This is a genomic window from Paraburkholderia lebeckiae (assembly GCF_050436225.1).
Lineage (GTDB): Bacteria > Pseudomonadota > Gammaproteobacteria > Burkholderiales > Burkholderiaceae > Paraburkholderia > Paraburkholderia tuberum.
Genome location: NZ_JBNDLU010000002.1, coordinates 4033739 through 4050234 on the forward strand (window position 1 = coordinate 4033739; position 16496 = coordinate 4050234).

The window sequence follows — 16496 nt, forward strand, 5'->3', positions numbered from 1 at the left end:
TACGAGGTCAAAGCGGTACGGCACCCGGCTAGCGCGACGCCGGGCGGTCGCGCGGTGAGGCGGACCCCCTCAGCGTTGCGGCCGCGGCGGTGCCGTATCATCTGCCTATAAGCGGCCGCTTCGCCCAATCGGCGAAGCATGCCGCGGCTCGGGAGGAGCTTCTCATGTGGAGTCGTATTGGTCGCGCCGGAGTCACGGCGCTCTTGTTGCCGTGTTCGTTGTTGGCCCTGACGGCCGCGCAGTCCGCCCATGCGGCGCTGGGCAGCGCGCCGCTTACCCCCCCATCCGACGCCTCGGTGTCGTCCCGCGTGGTGCAGCCCGCCAGCGGCGCGGCGCAAAGTGTCATGCGTTCTGAATCGAGCGCGGCATCGTCCACATCCACCACATCCGCTTCCTACACGGTACGCGAGACCACGTTCGGCAACGGCACCGTGGTGCGCGAATATCTGAGCACGAGCGGCGCGGTATTCGGCATTTCGTGGCATGGTCCGCAAATGCCCGATCTCAGTGATCTGCTCGGCAGTTATTTTCCGCAGTACGTGGCCGGCGTGAAGGCAGTTCGGGCCGCGCGCGGCAATGCGCGGGGGCCGGTCGCCGTCGACGACAGCGGGCTGGTGGTGCGTTCGGGCGGCCACATGGGCGCGTTCAGCGGCGTCGCGTGGCTGCCGTCCGCGCTGCCGGCCGGCGTCAGCGGTTCCGACATCCAGTAACGGCGAGGATCACGATGCGAACCATGCTCACGACCGCGAATATCAAAAGCTGGATGCAGGCCGCGCTTGCCGTGCTGCTCACGGCGACGCTCGTCGCCTGCGGCGGAGGCGGAGGCGGCAGTAGTGACAACAACTCAAGCTCCAGCAGTGGCGGCAGCACCTCGAACGGACTGAACGGCGGTTCGCTGCCGGCCAGCCCGACCCAGCAGCCGATCTCCGCGAACGCGTCGAACACCGTGCCGATCACGGTCGGCCGGGGCGCGGCCGGTGTCATCAACATCCCGACCGTCAGCGTGACGATCTGCGCGCCGGGCTCGACCAGCAACTGCCAGACGATCGACAATATCCAGATCGACACCGGCTCGTTCGGCTTGCGCGTGGTCAGCTCCACGCTCAATTCGACGGTGCTCGGCGCACTGCCGGTCAGCACGATTGGCAGCAACGGCGCGCAGCTCGCCGAGTGCGCGACCTTCGCGGACGGTTACACGTGGGGCTCGGTGCGCACCGCGATCGTGACGATCGGCGGTGAAACGACGACCAGCAGCATCCCGCTGCAGATCATCGGCGACAAGTCGGCGAGCACGGTGCCCACGAGCGGCTGCGGCAGCGGCATGGCCGAAAACACGGTCGGCGATCTCGGCGCGAACGGCATTCTCGGCATCGGCACCGCGCTGACCGATTGCGGCAAGACGTGCGAGAACGCGGCGACCTACAGCAACTACTTCGCCTGTCCGAACGGCACGTCGTGCACGCGCACCGCGGTGCCGCTGACGCAACAGGTCGCCAACCCTGTCGCGAACTTCCCGCTCGACAACAACGGCGTGATCGTGCAGATGGCGCCGGTCTCGAACACCGGCCAGGCGTCGGCGACCGGCACGCTGGTGTTCGGCATCGGCACGCAGGGGAACAACCCGCTTGGCGCTGCGCAGGTCTTCACGACCGACGCAGTCGGCGACCTCAACAACAGCACCTTCAACGGCAAGACCGTCCAGGCGTTCCTCGATTCCGGCTCGAACGCGTACTTCTTCAGCGATAGCACGCTCTCGCTGTGCGCCAGCCAATTCGCGGGCTTCTATTGTCCGTCGTCGGCGCAGACCCGCACGGTCACGCTGGTCGGGTTGAACAACGTGTCGGCGGTCGCGAGCATCGGCATCGTGAACGCGCAGACGCTGTTCGCCAACGGCAGCAACTACGCGTTCAACACTCTCGCCGGCCAGATCGGCGCCAATACCAGCTTCGACCTCGGTCTGCCGTTCTTTTACGGCCGCCACGTGTACTACCACCTCGATCAGACCGCGAGCGGCGCGCCTCCTTACGTCGCCTTCTGACGCGACACGTCGATCCAATGCCGGACGGCGCGCGCGTGACAAACGCGCGAGCCGTCCGCTCATCCGTCGAAATACCCCGGTTTCTCCGCCCTTATCCGCCGATCGGCGCTTGCGTCGAGCAGGAATAATCGCTCTCACTGGAAAGAGGCGCCGTGCCTCGGCCGACTGGAGAGCTTTGTGGCAGAGGACAGCGACCTCGAAAAAACCGAATCCGCCACTCCTCGGCGCCTGCAGAAGGCGCGCGAGGAGGGGCAGATCGTGCGTTCGCGGGAACTGTCGACCTTCGCGCTGCTCGCGGCCGGGTTCTACGGCGTATGGGGCATGTCGGGCAGCATCGGCGAGCATTTGCAGAACATGCTGCGTGCGTCGCTCACCTTCAACCACGCGAGCGCGTTCGACACCAGCCGCATGCTGATCGGCGCGGGCACAGCGGGTCGCGAAGGACTCTACGCGCTCGTGCCGATACTCGGCGTCACCGGACTTGCCGCGCTGCTCGCACCGATGGCGCTGGGCGGCTGGCAGCTGTCGGGGAAAGCGCTCGAGCCGAAGTTCAACCGGCTGAACCCGATCGAGGGCCTCGGCCGCATGTTTTCGATCAACGGACCGATCCAGCTCGGCATGTCGCTCGCGAAGACGCTGGTGGTGGGGTTGATCGGCGGCACGGCGATCTGGAATCGCCACGAGCAATTCCTCGCGCTCGCGACGCAGCCGCTCAATCTCGCGCTCGCCAACTCCGTGCATCTGATCGCGGTGTGCTGCGGCATGACGGTGGCCGGCATGTTCGCGGTGGCCGCGCTCGACGTGCCGTACCAGCTGTGGTCGTTCCACAAGAAGCTGCGCATGACGAAGGAAGAGGTGAAGCGTGAGCATCGCGAGAGCGAAGGAGATCCGCACATCAAGGGCAAGATTCGCCAGCAGCAGCGCGCGATCGCGCGGCGCCGCATGATGGCCCAAGTGCCGAAGGCCGACGTGGTCGTGACGAACCCGACGCACTTCGCGGTCGCGCTGCAATACACGGATGGCGAGATGCGCGCGCCGAAGGTGGTCGCGAAGGGCGTGAACCTCGTGGCCGCGCGGATTCGCGAGATCGCCGCCGAAAACAACGTGCCGCTGCTCGAAGCGCCGCCGCTCGCGCGTGCGCTCTATCACAACGTCGATCTGAATCGCGAGATTCCGGGGCCACTCTATGGCGCGGTCGCGGAAGTGCTCGCGTGGGTCTATCAGCTGCGCCGCTTCAAGGCCGAAGGCGGCGACGTGCCGGTCGCGCCGACCGAACTCGACGTACCGCCCGAACTCGACAAGGGCGGCGTATCGGACGAGGACGCCGCCGAGGAAGCCGCCAACACGCTGAACCCGACCGACGACAACCCCAAAGACGCCGCAAGCGACGACAACAACGGAGCCTCCGCATGAACGCTCGCGCCGGTTTCCTCGCCCGACGGCCGGATGCGCTGAGCAGCACCAACCTGCGCGCCCTCGCCGGGCCGGTGCTGATCTGCATGATCCTCGGCATGATGATTCTGCCGTTGCCGCCGTTCCTGCTGGATCTGCTGTTCACGTTCAACATCGCGCTGTCGGTGATGGTGCTGCTCGTCAGCATGTACACGATGAAGCCGCTCGACTTCGCCGCGTTCCCGAGCGTGCTGCTGTTCTCGACGCTGCTGCGGCTGTCGCTGAACGTCGCCTCGACGCGGGTCGTGCTGCTCGAAGGCCATACCGGTCCCGATGCGGCCGGTCAGGTGATCGAGTCGTTCGGCCACTTCCTCGTGGGCGGCAACTTCGCGGTTGGTATCGTCGTATTCGTGATCCTGATGGTGATCAACTTCATGGTGATCACCAAGGGCGCGGGGCGGATCGCCGAAGTGTCCGCGCGCTTCACGCTCGACGCGATGCCCGGCAAGCAGATGGCGATCGACGCCGATCTGAACGCCGGCCTCATCAACGAAGAGCAGGCTCGCACGCGGCGCAAGGAGATCTCGCAGGAAGCCGAGTTCTACGGCTCGATGGACGGTGCGAGCAAGTTCGTGCGAGGCGATGCGGTCGCCGGCCTTCTGATCATGGTGATCAACATCATCGGCGGGCTGATCGTCGGGATGGTCCAGCACGACATGAGCTTTGCCGCGGCGGGCAAGAACTACACGCTGCTGACGATCGGCGACGGCCTCGTCGCGCAGATTCCGTCGCTGGTGATTTCGACGGCGGCCGGCGTGATCGTCTCGCGCGTCGCGACCAACGAGGACATCGGCACGCAGCTGACCGGCCAACTGTTCACGAACCCGCGCGTGCTGATGATCACCGGCTGCATTCTCGTGCTGATGGGCCTGATCCCGGGCATGCCGCACTTCGCGTTCCTGATTCTCGGCGGCGGCCTGATCCAGCTCGGCCGCACGATAAAGAAGCGCACCGAGGAGCGCAAGAACGCACCGGCGCTCGTCGACGTCGCGCCGGCCGCGCTGGCGCCGGTCGAAAACGCCGAGGCGAGCTGGGACGACGTGACGATGATCGACACGCTCGGCCTCGAAGTCGGCTACCGGCTGATTCCGCTCGTCGACAAGAACTCGGACGGCGAGCTGCTCAAGCGGATCAAGAGCATCCGCAAGAAGTTCGCGCAGGAAATCGGCTTCTTGCCGCCGGTCATTCATATCCGCGACAACCTCGAATTGCGGCCGAACGGCTATCGGATCGCGTTGAAGGGCGTCGAGGTCGGCTCGGGCGAGGCGTATCCGGGCCAGTGGCTCGCGATCAACCCGGGCCAGGTATCGGCCGCGCTGCCGGGCACGCCGACCCAGGACCCGGCGTTCGGCCTGCCCGCCATCTGGATCGACACGAATCTGCGCGAACAGGCGCAGGTATACGGCTACACGGTCGTCGATTCGAGCACGGTGGTCGCGACGCACCTGAATCACCTCGTCGTCACGCACGCGTCGGAGCTGCTCGGCCGCCGCGAGGTGCAGTCGCTGGTCGAGCGGATGCAGAAGGACACGGCGTCGCTCGTCGACGATCTGGTGCCGAAGATGCTGCCGCTCACCACGCTGCAAAAGGTGCTGCAGAACCTGCTCGAAGAAGGCGTGCCGATTCGCGACATGCGCACGATCCTCGAAGCGCTCGCCGAACACGCGACCAAGCTCACCGACCCGCACGACCTCACCGCCGCGGTGCGGCTCGCGCTGGGCCGCGCGATCACGCAGCAGTGGTTCCCCGGCACCGCCGACATGCAGGTGATGGGCCTCGACGCGAACCTCGAACGGGTGCTGTCGCAGGCGCTATCGACCGGACCGAACCCGGGCCTCGAACCGGGTCTCGCGAACACGCTGCTCACCGAAACGCAGAAAGCGATGACGCGTCAGCAGAACCTGGGCCTCGCTCCGGTGCTGCTGGTGCAGCACGCACTGCGGCCAATGCTCGCGCGCTTCCTGCGCCGCAGCCTGCCGCAGCTGAAGGTGCTCTCGTATGCGGAAGTGCCCGATACGCGCAACGTCAAGGTGGTCAATCTGATCGGCGCGCACGGCTGACGAAGGTCGCTCGCTCGCGGCTGTCGATACAACGCAAACCGGCGCTCCAATGGGGCGCCGGTTTGCGTTTGCACGGCTCTCCCAGGCTCGTCGAACGATGCGTCTGCCGTGTGTCCATCGCGCGAATTACCCACCTTTAACGGTCTTTATCCATCGATCGTCGCCCGACGCCTTTCGCAATAATTGGTCGCAATGGGAAGCGGTGTATTGCCGGTCCGTCAGTCCGTATACCTCATCGGGGGTCCAGCTTGAACATTCGTAAATTTGTCGGTGCTACCAGTCGCGATGCGTTGCGTCTCGTTCGCGAAGCACTTGGCCCCGATGCGGTCGTGCTGTCGAATCGCACGATGGACGACGGCAGCGTCGAAATCGTCGCGCTCGCCGATAGCGATCTCGCCGCGATCACGCCGAAAGCGCGCGAAGGCGCGCAGGCCGCGGCGCTCGGCACGGGCTCAGGTGCGGCATCGACGTTAGCGCCGCGCGGCTTGTTCGCGGCGCCGACGAATCCGTACGCGAGCGCAATGCCGGACGTGTTTTCGTCGGTGTTCGGCGCGAGCCCGGAAGCGGGTGGTGAAGCGACGCCGGCGATCGAGCCGGCGAATGCGGCTGCGGATTTCATGGCCGCCGCGTTGCCCGGCAATCCGCCAATCGGCCCGGCGATGCTGGGCACGACCGGCGCGTCCGCGGCCATCGCGACAGGCGCCGCGCCCGCCGTGAGCCAGTCGGCCTCCAGCGCGGCCACATCGTTCAACGCACCGGCCACGGGCGCCGCTGCCGCCACGCCTTCCGGCGCAAGCGCCCGCGCCGCGGCCGCGCGCCTGTCGAAAGACATCCGCGCGGATTTGCTGAAAGCTGCCGGCGGGCCGGTACCGCCGGCTATCGCATCGAGCGAAGCCGCCGCGCCGCGCACGATGGCGGAGTCGAATCCGTGGCTCATCGATCACGCGCGCCGCATCGCGGCCGAGCAGCAGCAACAGAGCGGCCAATACAGCGCGCGTCCCGCCGCGATGACGCCCGCCGTCGCGACCGCCAAAGGCCTCGGCAGCGCGGTCGACGCGCGGCCGGCCGCCGTGCCGCCGCTGATCGACACGCCCGACTGGGCGCGCGAAGCCGCCGAAGTCGCCGCGCGCCGCGCCGCTCAGAAGATCGCACCCGTGCCGTCCGCTACTGACGAAAGCCGCACGCCGTCCGCCGTCGCCGAAGCGATCAAGGGGCGCATGGAGCAGGTCGTCAAGGACACCGTGATGAACGAGCTGTCGTCGATGCGCGACATGATGGAAGAGCACTTCGCGGGTCTGCTGTGGGGCGATCGACAGCGCCGCAGTCCCGCACGCGCCGCGCTCACCAAGCATCTGTTCGCCGCCGGCTTTTCCGCGCAGCTCGTGCAGATGCTGGTCGATAACCTGCCCGAAGATGTCGACACAATGGACGGCGGCATGGACTGGGTGCGCTCGGTGCTCGAGTCGAACCTGCCGGTGATGGAGGACGAAGACGCGCTGATGGAGCGCGGCGGCGTATTCGCGCTGATGGGGCCGACCGGCGTCGGCAAGACGACGACCACCGCGAAGCTCGCAGCGCGCTGCGTGATGCGCTTCGGCGCGAGCAAGGTGGCGCTGCTGACGACCGACAGCTACCGCATCGGCGGTCATGAACAGCTGCGCATCTTCGGCAAGATTCTCGGCGTGTCGGTGCATGCGGTGAAGGACAGCGCCGATCTGCAGCTCGCGCTCTCGGAGTTGCGCAACAAGCACATCGTGCTGATCGACACGATCGGTATGAGCCAGCGCGACCGGCTCGTGTCCGACCAGATCGCGATGCTAAGCCGCGCCGGCCAGCCGGTACAGCGTCTGTTGCTGCTCAACGCGACGAGCCACGGCGACACGCTGAACGAAGTCGTGCAGGCGTATCAGCGCGCGCCGGACCAGCAGCCGCTCGCCGGCTGCATTCTGACCAAGCTCGACGAAGCGACCAACCTCGGCGGCGTGCTCGATACGGTGATCCGCTACAAGCTGCCGGTGCATTACGTATCGACCGGACAGAAGGTGCCGGAGAACCTTTACGTCGCGACGAAAAAATTCCTGATCAAGAGCACCTTCTGCATTCCGCGCGACAACTCGCCGTTCGTGCCGCACGACGACGACATCCCCGCTTTGCTGTCCTCGCTGTCCGCACGTTCGACGGCCGAGCTGCACGAGGTTCGCTTTGGATAAGTTCATTTCAGATCAAGCCGAAGGGTTGCGGCGGCTCCTCGCGCGCGGCGGCGCGCGCGTGATCGCGTTGGCGGCTGCGTCGTCGGGCGTCGGCAATACGACCGTGGCGGTCAACCTCGCCGCGGCGCTCGCACAGCAGGGCAAGGACGTGCTGGTGATCGACGAATGCGTCGGTGAGAAATCGGTGAGCGCGATGCTTGGCGGCTTGCGCGGCGCGGGCAACTTCGCGGCGGTGATGCGCGGCGAGAGCCCGGTCGATTTCGCCGCCGCGCGTCACGCGCTCGGCTTTTCGGTGCTGTCCGCCTCGCGCAACAACCGCGAGGGGCATACGGAGGCCGAACTCAGTGCGCTGCTCGGCGGCTCGGCCGATATCGTGCTGATCGACGCGCAGCTCGACGACGAAGGGCATCTGTCGCCGCTCGCGAAGCAGGCGCATGACGTGATGATCGTCGCGCGCATGTCGGGCGAAGCGATCACCGAGGCCTATGCGTGCATCAAGCGTTTGCATTACGCGCACGCGATCGCGCAGTTGCGCGTGCTCGCGAATCACGTGCAAAGCGCCAACGACGCGCAAGCCGCGTTCGCGAATCTCGCCGGCGTGGCCGGCCGTTACCTGACCGTCGCGTTGGAAAACGCCGGCTGCATTGCGGCCGACGTGCGCATCGCACGGGCACTCGAGCTGTCGCGCTGCGTGGTCGACGCGTTTCCGTCGACACCGGCCGCGCGCGACTTCCGCCATCTCGCCGCCGAATTGCAGTACTGGCCGATGCGGCCAGCGATGTCGTCGCAAACGCCCTGGCGGGCGCCTGCGACAGTTACAGCGGCGCACCACGCCGACCAACCGTCCGCGCATCACGCTTAAAACGCGTGCACGAAGGACAAGGGGAGCACGATGTACAACGCTCAGGGAAAGATTTCTCAGGCCGAAGTTTTGACGAAGTACGCACCGCTCGTGCGTCGACTCGGCTTGCAGCTTGTCGCGAAAATGCCGGCGAGCGTCGATCTCGACGACCTGATCCAGGCCGGCATGATCGGTTTGCTGGATGCCGCCGGCCGCTACAAGGAAGACCAGGGCGCGCAGTTCGAGACCTATGCCAGCCAGCGGATTCGCGGCGCGATGCTCGACGAGCTGCGCAGCAACGACTGGCTGCCGCGCAGCCTGCGCCGCACCTCGCGCGAAGTGGAATCAGCGGTGCACAAGGTGGAGCAGAACCTCGGCCGCTCGGCGAGCGAGGCGGAGGTCGCCGAGCACCTGCAAATGCCGCTCGAGGAATATCAGTCGATGCTGCAGGACCTGCATGGCAGCCAGCTGATCTACTACGAAGACTTCGACCGCTCCGCCGACGACGAACCTTTTCTGGACCGCTACTGCGTCGATCATTCCGATCCGCTCTCGGCGCTGCTCGACGACAGCCTGCGCTCAGCGCTCATCGAAGCGATCGACCGCTTGCCGGAGCGCGAGAAGCTGCTGATGTCGCTGTACTACGAGCGCGGCATGAATCTGCGCGAAATCGGCGCGGTGATGGAAGTCAGCGAATCGCGCGTGTGTCAGTTGCATAGCCAGGCCGTGGCACGCCTGCGCACCCGACTGCGCGAAATGGCCTGGGCGAACGCCGAAACGAACTGACGCCACCGCGGCGCAGCACGCCGTCTTTCAAGCGCTGCTTTCAAATGCGGCGGTGCGCCGATGCCGATGCGCGCCTGTGCCGCCTACCGTTGCTCAGGCGTTCGCCATCTCATGCTCGGCGGCGAGCGCGAGAAACGCCGAGCGCGACATACCGCGCGCCTGCGCATACGCGTCGATCTCCTGCACCAGCACTTCGGGCAGCGAGATGTTGATGCGAACCGCCTTCTTCAACGCCGGAATATTGCGCGTCGTCACGAAACCCCATGTGAACCCCGCGAACTCGGGATCGCGCCGATGCTCGCCTAGCGTGAGAGGCTCGGGCAGTGGCAGCCCTTCGTCGAGCAAGGTTTCGAGATGCGATTCGATTGCCTCTTTCGCGTTCACATACGCTTGTTCGAGTGTGTCGCCCGCGGAGTAGCAGCCTGGAATATCGGGCACCACGACGCCGAACGCGTGCGTGTTGTCTCCGGGTTCGATGGCGATCGGAAAGATCAGATGCTTCATTTGAGCCCCGCCTGTTTCAGAATGCTGTTCAGCGTGCCGGCCGGCAAATCTTTTTTCGGATGCGGGACGGTCACGAGCCCCCGTTTTCCCGGGTGCCTGAAATGATGGTGACTGCCCGCTATGCGAACGAGCTGCCAGCCGTTCGCTTGAATCAATTTGACGACCTCGGCACTGTTCATACATCATACCCTCCATTATACACACGCCTACACAAACTAACGAGCAAACAAGATTCCACCCGCCGGATTGCGGCCACGTCGAAGCCGCGGCGTTGGCGAAAGCTCGAACGAAGTCACCATTTCAACGTGACGAGGCGGACTAGCGCCAGCTAGCCGAACGGCTAACGCAGCGCGGAACGGACAAGGAAGTGGGTGGAAAAGCGGCGGGGGAAAACGAAAAAGCCCGTCATCGACGGGCTTTTTCATTCATTTCGTAGATTGCTCCGATTGCAGGCCGGCAGGCGGGCCGATCAAAGTCCCGAATAAGCCGGAACTCGTCCATCCGGCCCGTACAGATTCGTCTTGCGCGGCACGTTGACTTGCAGCGCCTTTAGCGCACGCTCGTTGTAGTCCATCCGCACGCGGATCAGCTCGCCGTTGTTGGTATTGACGCGCCGCGCGCGATCCGCGGCTTTCTGCAGCAGCTTCCATTGCGTCGCGACGCGCGCGTCGGTGCTGGCCGCGAGCTCCATGCCGGACCAGCCGGTCGGAAAGCCGAGTTCGGCCAGATGCGAGTCGCGCGCGGCTTCGAGCCTCGCGAGCACGCCGATCAGCTCGGTTTTCTTCTCCACGATCGCGGGCAACTGCTCCAGCGGCGAGACCGCCGTCAGCGCTTTGGTTTCGAGAGTGAGGATGGAGGCGAATGCCTCGACGGTCGAATATTCTTCGATCAGGGTAGCAACGAGGGCGTCTTTCATATCAACAACTCGCTACGCAGACTGGCTCGCGAACAGCGCGCGAACCGGGTTGGTCGGACGCCGCCCGGCAGATCACCGCGCGGCGAAATGCCGATCAGTTGCCGGTCGACGAGGTTTTGTTCTGCAACAGGTCGCGCGCCGTCTGCAGCACGCCGTCGGCGATCTTGCCGGAGTCGATCTGCAGTGTGCCGTCCTTGATCGCCTGTTTGATCGACTCGACGTGCGCCGTGTCGATGTCGGCCGAGCCGGAGGCCGCGAGGCTGCGCAAATGCTGCGACAGACCCGACAGGCTCACGCTCGTGTCGCCCGACGCGCTGCTCGCGGCCGGCGCGGCCGTGCTCGTCGCGCCCTGCGTGGTGCTGGCTGCCGGCGTGGCTTCGTCGCCCTGCTGCGAACGGGACAAAGCGTCTTTCAACGACGGTAGATTTGAAGAGGTGGTGGGATCGACTTTCACGATTGGCTTCCCTAACGATTTGATCCTGATAACGGCAACCGCTGATCAAAACTTTAGCGCAATCGCTCGACACCCGGCTCGCCGCCAGGTGGCCATCTACCCCTTTCAATCCCCGTCCGTCTGGCCTGGCCACCGGGGGGCCGACCGTTTCGACGGTGCTCGTTGCCGCCAGCCCGCTCACATCTGGATCTCCACCGTGCCGCCGTCCTTGACGATGCCGGAGATGATCTGGCCGTTGGCGGTCTTCACGCGCACCTGCTGGCCCGGCGACGCGTTGTTCATCGCGCTGCCCTCGGACGAGATCGAGAAACCGTCGCCGGCCGCGATGACCCGCACGGTCTGGCCGAACACCACTGCCGACGCGCTCTTCAGCATGTCGCGGCGCAGCGGCATGCCGCCCGCGATCCGCGCGAGCGAGACCGAGCCGACCGCCTGCGACGGGTCGGTGACGATCGCCTGCGGCAGGCCGGTCAGGTCGCCTTCGCGCGCGACGAGGTCGGCGGCCGTGAGCACTTCGCCCGGCGCCATCGCGCGGGCGGCGAGGTAGTAGGTCGCATGCAGCGAGATGCGCGCCTGCAGATAGATGGTCCACGGCCGCTCGCCCGAGCAGCGCACGCCGACCGTCAGCCGGCCCCACAGGCGCGCGCCGGTCGGCATGAACGGTTCGAGCGACGTGCACGCGGCGAGGCCGCGCGGAAACGCGGGCGCGACAGTGATGTCGGCTTTGCCGGGCAGGCCGACGGCCTGCTGTTGCAGGAACGCGAGCGCGCTCGCGTGAATCGCTTCCGGGTCCTGCTGGCCCGGCAGCGGCGCGGCTTGCGCAGCCGCCGCGGCGGTAGCGGTCTGCGGCGTTCTCTGTGCAATGACGGCCGCCGGTTGGCGCGAGCCAGGCGACGCCGCAGGCGCTCTCGCGATGCCGGGATGCGCCGCCTGCGCCGCAGCGGCCGCGATCGGCTTGCCATTCGCGCCGAACACGGGTGGCTCGCCGCGCGCGGCGAGACTGTCGAAACCGTCGCCTTGCGGCGCACTGGCCGCGACCACGCGCTGATTCGCGACGCTGGCGACCGGGCCCGCTTCGACATTGACACGCGCGACGCCCGACGCCCCAGTGCTGGCCGCCGGCGGAATCGTCACGACGCCGGTGGCGTCCGGTTTGAAGTTGGTGCGGATGATTGCAGGCGCGGCGGCAGCGGGCTCGCCCGCGCCCGGAATGACGATCGCGCCGCTTGCGCTCGCGGCGCGCCCGAACGTATCGGTGTCGCGCGATCCGCTCGCGCGGCCGAGCGACTGTGCGGTCGCCGCAGCGAGCGACGCCGCCGACGCGCTGCGCTGCGCCGGCGTCTGAATCCGTTGCGCGAGATCGTTCAGCGCGGCGGGATTTTTCTCGGCGGGCCCGGCAATCACGATCGGGCCGCCCGCATCCTGCGCCTGGGTCGTAGCCGGCAGCAACACGATACCGCCCGCAACCCATACCGCGACGTTGACGGCCACCCGCGTCAGGCAATGCGCAAGGCAACGCGAGAAAGAGCGCGGCACCGGCTGGGCGAGCGCGCCCTCCGAACCATCGACCCGGCCACCTCCCACGCGACGCATCGTCGTGCCGCTCGCCGGCTGCGGCAAGGTGTTGGTGGGCTGGTCCATCGCGGGTCTCCATCGAATGCATCGGTACGCCTTGCATTCTAGTGAGCCCCCCTTTCGCGCAAACGTTGAATAGAAGCCCCCTTTCCCGGTTATTCGTCCGATTGCCGCTTGCGCGCGGCCCATAAGATGCATCACATGCAAAAAGGCCTTCGCACCCGCCGCGTGTCTCTCACGATGCGCACACGGGACGGCCTTGGAAACGTTCTCGGGAGATTCCGATGCTGGACAAGCTCGATGCCGAATTCGCATTCGGCCGGCAGGCGATGGATGTGCGCGCATACCGGCAGGAACTGCTGTCGTCGAATATCGCGAACGCCGACACGCCCGGCTACAAGGCGCGCGATATCGACTTCGCGTCGTCGCTGGCCGGCGCGCTGAAGAAGACGGGCGGCAGCACCGCGGGCCAAGGCGCATCGAACAGCTCGACGCTCGCGATGACGCAACCCGCGGGCGTGACGAGCGGCATGTCGATGAACACGACCGAGGCCGGCCACATGAGCGGCAAGGCCAGCCTGACGGCGACGGGCGGTAGCCCCGACGATTACGGCAACCTGCAATACCGGATCCCGGTGCAGCCGGCGCTCGATGGCAACACGGTCGACGTCGACACCGAGCGCGTGCAGTTCGCCGACAACACGGTGCACTTCGAGTCGGGTATGACGGTCGTGTCGAACCAGATCAAGACGATGCTGTCGGCGATCACGTCGGGCTCGTCGTAAGCCCGGCCCGCCGCACGGCAGGCAAGCAGAGCGCACAGCAGCTGAATAAAGGCAGCACGCACGCACGAACAGAAACGCTACGGGACTTAACGTAAAGCCGGTGCGAACCGGCAGGAGAGGTCAGGAAACATGCCATCCCTGATGAATATTTTTGGTGTCGCGGGCTCCGCGATGTCGGCGCAGTCGGAGCGGCTCAACGTGACGGCGTCGAACCTCGCCAACGCGGACAGCACGACGGGCCCCGACGGTCAGCCGTACAAGGCCAAGCAGGTCGTGTTCGCGGTGAGCCCGCTCGGCGGCGCGCGCACACGCTCCGGCCAGCAGGTCGGCGGCGTGCAGGTGACCGGCGTGGTCGACGATCCGTCGCCGATGAAGACCGCGTACGAGCCCGGCAATCCGGCCGCCGACGCGAACGGCTACGTGACGCTGCCCAACGTCGACCCGGTGCAGGAGATGGTCAACATGATCTCGGCCTCGCGCTCGTACCAGGCCAACGTCGAAACGCTGAACACCGCCAAAACCCTGATGCTGAAAACGCTCACGATCGGAACCTGAGGAGAGAGCCTTGACCACCAACACCACGATCGGCGGCAGCGGCACGACCGTTTCGCAGACGCTGCTCGACACGATGAACGGCACGAGCAGCAGCTCGAGCGCGACCAGCTCGACGAGCAGCACGTCGAGCAGTTCGTCGGGCACTTCGGCGGCGGACCTGCAGAACACCTTTCTGGAGCTGCTCGTCGCGCAAATGAAGAACCAGGACCCGACCAATCCGATGGACAGCTCGCAGATGACCTCGCAGCTCGCCCAGATCAGCACGGTGCAGGGCATCAGCCAGCTCAATACGTCGCTCACCTCGCTGTCGACGCAGCTGTCGGCGGGCCAGCAGTCGCAGGCCGCGCTGCTGATCGGTTCGACCGTGCTGGCACCGGGCAACTCGATCACCGTGGCGAGCGGCAAGACGAACGAGTTCGGCGTCACGCTCGCGAACTCCGTCAGCGACCTGCAGATCGTCGTGAAGAACTCGGCCGGCACGATCGTCAACACGCTCGATCTCGGCAAGCAGTCGGCCGGCACGATTCCGGTTGGCTGGACGCCGACCGATTCCGCGGGCAACACGCTCCCCGACGGCACCTACACGATCACCGCGACAGGCACGATCAACGGCCAGCAGGCGACGGCTACCACGCTCACCGGCGCGACGGTGGAAAGCGTCGTCCAGCAGAGCAGCGGCACGCCGGGCCTCGTGCTGTCGAACGGCTCGACGGTCGACCTGACCGGCGTCGCGGCGATCCTGTAGTCCGGGTCCATTCAGTTACGACTTTACAGATACGGAGTACGTCATGAGTTACCAAACAGGTTTGAGCGGTCTGTCGGCGTCGTCGAGCGATCTCGACGTGATCGGCAACAACATCGCCAACGCCAACACCGTCGGCTTCAAGAGCGGCACCGCGGAATTCGCCGACATGTACGCCAATTCGGTCGCGACCGCGACGAGCCAGCAGATCGGTATCGGTACGCAACTGTCCGAAGTGCAGCAGCAATTCTCGCAAGGCACGCTCACGACGACGAACCAGGCACTGAACGTCGCGATCAACGGCAACGGCTTCTTCCAGATGTCGAACAACGGCACGCTGACCTATTCGCGCAACGGCGTGTTCCAGCTCGACAAGAACGGCTTCATCACGAACGCGCAGGGCCTCGATCTGATGGGCTACGCGGCCAATGGCTCGGGCATCATCAACACCGCGCAGACCGTGCCGCTGCAGGTGCCAACCGCGAACATCGCGCCGCAGGCGACCACCTCGATCACCGCGGGCCTGAACCTGAACGCGCAGGACAACATCATGCTGAGCGCGCCGACGGTGACCAACACCGGCGGCACGGCGCTGACAACGACTGGCGCGACGATCACCGACGCGACTGCGAACACCAACAACGACACCTACTCGATCACCTTCGACGGCGCCGGTGGTTACACGGTTACCGACACGACGGCTGGCACCGCTCCGGTTTCCGGCACCTACACGGCCGGCACGGCGATCACGCTCGGCAATGGCCAGAGCGTGACGTTCACCGGCACACCGTCGGCTACCACTACCTACACCGTCGCGCCAACGCCGACTGCGTTCAACCAGAACGACTCGACGACCTACAACTACTCGACCAGCACGACGGCCTACGATTCGCTCGGCGGCTCGCAGACGGTCAACATGTATTTCGCCAAGACCGGTGCCGGCACGTGGAACGTCTACGCGGGCACCTCGACCGGCACGGCGTCGCTGGTCGGCCAGGCGAGCTTCAATTCGTCGGGCAAGCTGGTCAGCACGACCCAGCCCGTCGTTCCGGCCACCACGCCCGCGACGTACGTTGCCACCCCTACGCTCGGCGGCTTCACCTTCTCGATCCCGACCGCCGATGGTTCGTCGACGCCGCAGAACCTCACGCTGAACATCGGCACGACGACGCAGTACGGCGGCAAGGACGGCGTGAACAACCTGCAGACCGACGGCTACGCGGCCGGCCAGCTCACCGGCTTCACAGTCGGCTCCGACGGCACGCTGACCGGCAACTACTCGAACGGCGAAACCGCGGCGCTTGGCCAGATCGTGCTCGCGAACTTCTCGAACCAGAACGGCCTCGTCGATCTCGGCAACAACGAGTACGGCCAGACGGCTGCCTCGGGCGTCGCGCAGATCTCGACGCCGGGATCGACCAATCACGGCGTGCTGCAAGGCGGCGCGGTCGAGAACTCGAACGTCGATCTGACGAGCGAGCTGGTCAACCTGATCACCGCGCAGCGCAACTATCAGGCGAACGCGCAGACGATCAAGACCCAGCAGGCCGTCGACCAAACCCTGATCAACCTGTAAGC

At 66.0% G+C, this 16496-nt stretch carries 16 protein-coding genes; 11 read left to right on the forward strand and 5 right to left on the reverse strand.

Going from position 1 to position 16496, the window contains the following annotated elements; translation table 11 throughout:
* The first annotated feature begins 164 nt into the window (after window positions 1–164).
* The 7 genes from OKW45_RS33135 to OKW45_RS33165 all read left to right on the forward strand — a co-directional run bounded on the left by OKW45_RS33135 (window position 165) and on the right by OKW45_RS33165 (window position 9387).
* Window positions 165–710 carry a DUF2844 domain-containing protein gene (locus OKW45_RS33135; protein ID WP_429473076.1) on the forward strand — a complete coding sequence of 182 codons (546 nt, stop codon included), beginning with the start codon at window positions 165–167 and terminating at the stop codon, window positions 708–710.
* A 14-nt stretch (window positions 711–724) separates the two neighbouring features.
* On the forward strand, window positions 725–2038 hold the full coding sequence (locus OKW45_RS33140; RefSeq protein WP_429473077.1) for a DUF3443 domain-containing protein: 1314 nt from the start codon (window positions 725–727) through the stop codon (window positions 2036–2038).
* Window positions 2039–2215: 177 nt separating this feature from the next.
* On the forward strand, window positions 2216–3451 hold the full coding sequence (flhB, locus tag OKW45_RS33145; RefSeq protein WP_429473078.1) for a flagellar biosynthesis protein FlhB: 1236 nt from the start codon (window positions 2216–2218) through the stop codon (window positions 3449–3451).
* Entirely contained in the window at window positions 3448–5550 is a 2103-nt protein-coding gene (flhA, locus tag OKW45_RS33150) for a flagellar biosynthesis protein FlhA (RefSeq protein WP_429473079.1), read from the forward strand. Before flhB ends, flhA begins: the two co-directional genes overlap by 4 nt.
* 248 nt (window positions 5551–5798) lie before the next feature.
* Window positions 5799–7760, forward strand: coding sequence for a flagellar biosynthesis GTPase FlhF (gene flhF, locus OKW45_RS33155; protein ID WP_429473080.1), 1962 nt, complete (start codon window positions 5799–5801; stop codon window positions 7758–7760).
* Window positions 7753–8622 carry a MinD/ParA family ATP-binding protein gene (locus tag OKW45_RS33160; protein ID WP_018418775.1) on the forward strand — a complete coding sequence of 290 codons (870 nt, stop codon included), beginning with the start codon at window positions 7753–7755 and terminating at the stop codon, window positions 8620–8622. Before flhF ends, OKW45_RS33160 begins: the two co-directional genes overlap by 8 nt.
* 30 nt (window positions 8623–8652) lie before the next feature.
* Window positions 8653–9387, forward strand: a complete 735-nt coding sequence (locus OKW45_RS33165; protein WP_018418774.1) for an RNA polymerase sigma factor FliA — start codon at window positions 8653–8655, stop codon at window positions 9385–9387.
* Window positions 9388–9480: 93 nt separating this feature from the next.
* On the opposite strand, the gene OKW45_RS33170 is transcribed toward OKW45_RS33165, so the two are convergent.
* From OKW45_RS33170 to flgA, 5 genes are all read right to left on the reverse strand, one after another.
* A complete protein-coding gene (locus OKW45_RS33170; protein WP_429473081.1) occupies window positions 9481–9891 on the reverse strand; it encodes a type II toxin-antitoxin system HicB family antitoxin in 411 nt (136 codons plus the stop codon).
* Window positions 9888–10070, reverse strand: a complete 183-nt coding sequence (locus OKW45_RS33175; protein WP_018418772.1) for a type II toxin-antitoxin system HicA family toxin — start codon at window positions 10068–10070, stop codon at window positions 9888–9890. The genes OKW45_RS33170 and OKW45_RS33175 overlap by 4 nt, the downstream gene beginning before the upstream one ends.
* 290 nt (window positions 10071–10360) lie before the next feature.
* Window positions 10361–10807 carry a flagella synthesis protein FlgN gene (locus OKW45_RS33180; RefSeq protein WP_018418771.1) on the reverse strand — a complete coding sequence of 149 codons (447 nt, stop codon included), beginning with the start codon at window positions 10805–10807 and terminating at the stop codon, window positions 10361–10363.
* Window positions 10808–10901: 94 nt separating this feature from the next.
* Window positions 10902–11261 (reverse strand): flagellar biosynthesis anti-sigma factor FlgM, encoded by a 360-nt coding sequence (flgM, locus tag OKW45_RS33185; protein ID WP_018418770.1) that lies wholly within the window; start codon window positions 11259–11261, stop codon window positions 10902–10904.
* 177 nt (window positions 11262–11438) lie between these two features.
* Window positions 11439–12902, reverse strand: coding sequence for a flagellar basal body P-ring formation chaperone FlgA (gene flgA / locus OKW45_RS33190; protein WP_429473082.1), 1464 nt, complete (start codon window positions 12900–12902; stop codon window positions 11439–11441).
* A gap of 218 nt (window positions 12903–13120) precedes the next feature.
* Here flgA and flgB point away from each other — a divergent pair, with 218 nt between their 5' ends.
* The 4 genes from flgB to OKW45_RS33210 all read left to right on the forward strand — a co-directional run bounded on the left by flgB (window position 13121) and on the right by OKW45_RS33210 (window position 16494).
* Window positions 13121–13621 (forward strand): flagellar basal body rod protein FlgB, encoded by a 501-nt coding sequence (gene flgB, locus OKW45_RS33195; protein ID WP_429473083.1) that lies wholly within the window; start codon window positions 13121–13123, stop codon window positions 13619–13621.
* A gap of 129 nt (window positions 13622–13750) precedes the next feature.
* Window positions 13751–14176, forward strand: coding sequence for a flagellar basal body rod protein FlgC (flgC, locus tag OKW45_RS33200; RefSeq protein ID WP_026225509.1), 426 nt, complete (start codon window positions 13751–13753; stop codon window positions 14174–14176).
* Between the two features lie 10 nt (window positions 14177–14186).
* Entirely contained in the window at window positions 14187–14921 is a 735-nt protein-coding gene (locus OKW45_RS33205) for a flagellar hook assembly protein FlgD (protein WP_018418766.1), read from the forward strand.
* Window positions 14922–14964: 43 nt separating this feature from the next.
* Window positions 14965–16494, forward strand: a complete 1530-nt coding sequence (locus OKW45_RS33210; protein WP_429473084.1) for a flagellar hook protein FlgE — start codon at window positions 14965–14967, stop codon at window positions 16492–16494.
* Window positions 16495–16496 lie beyond the last annotated feature (2 nt).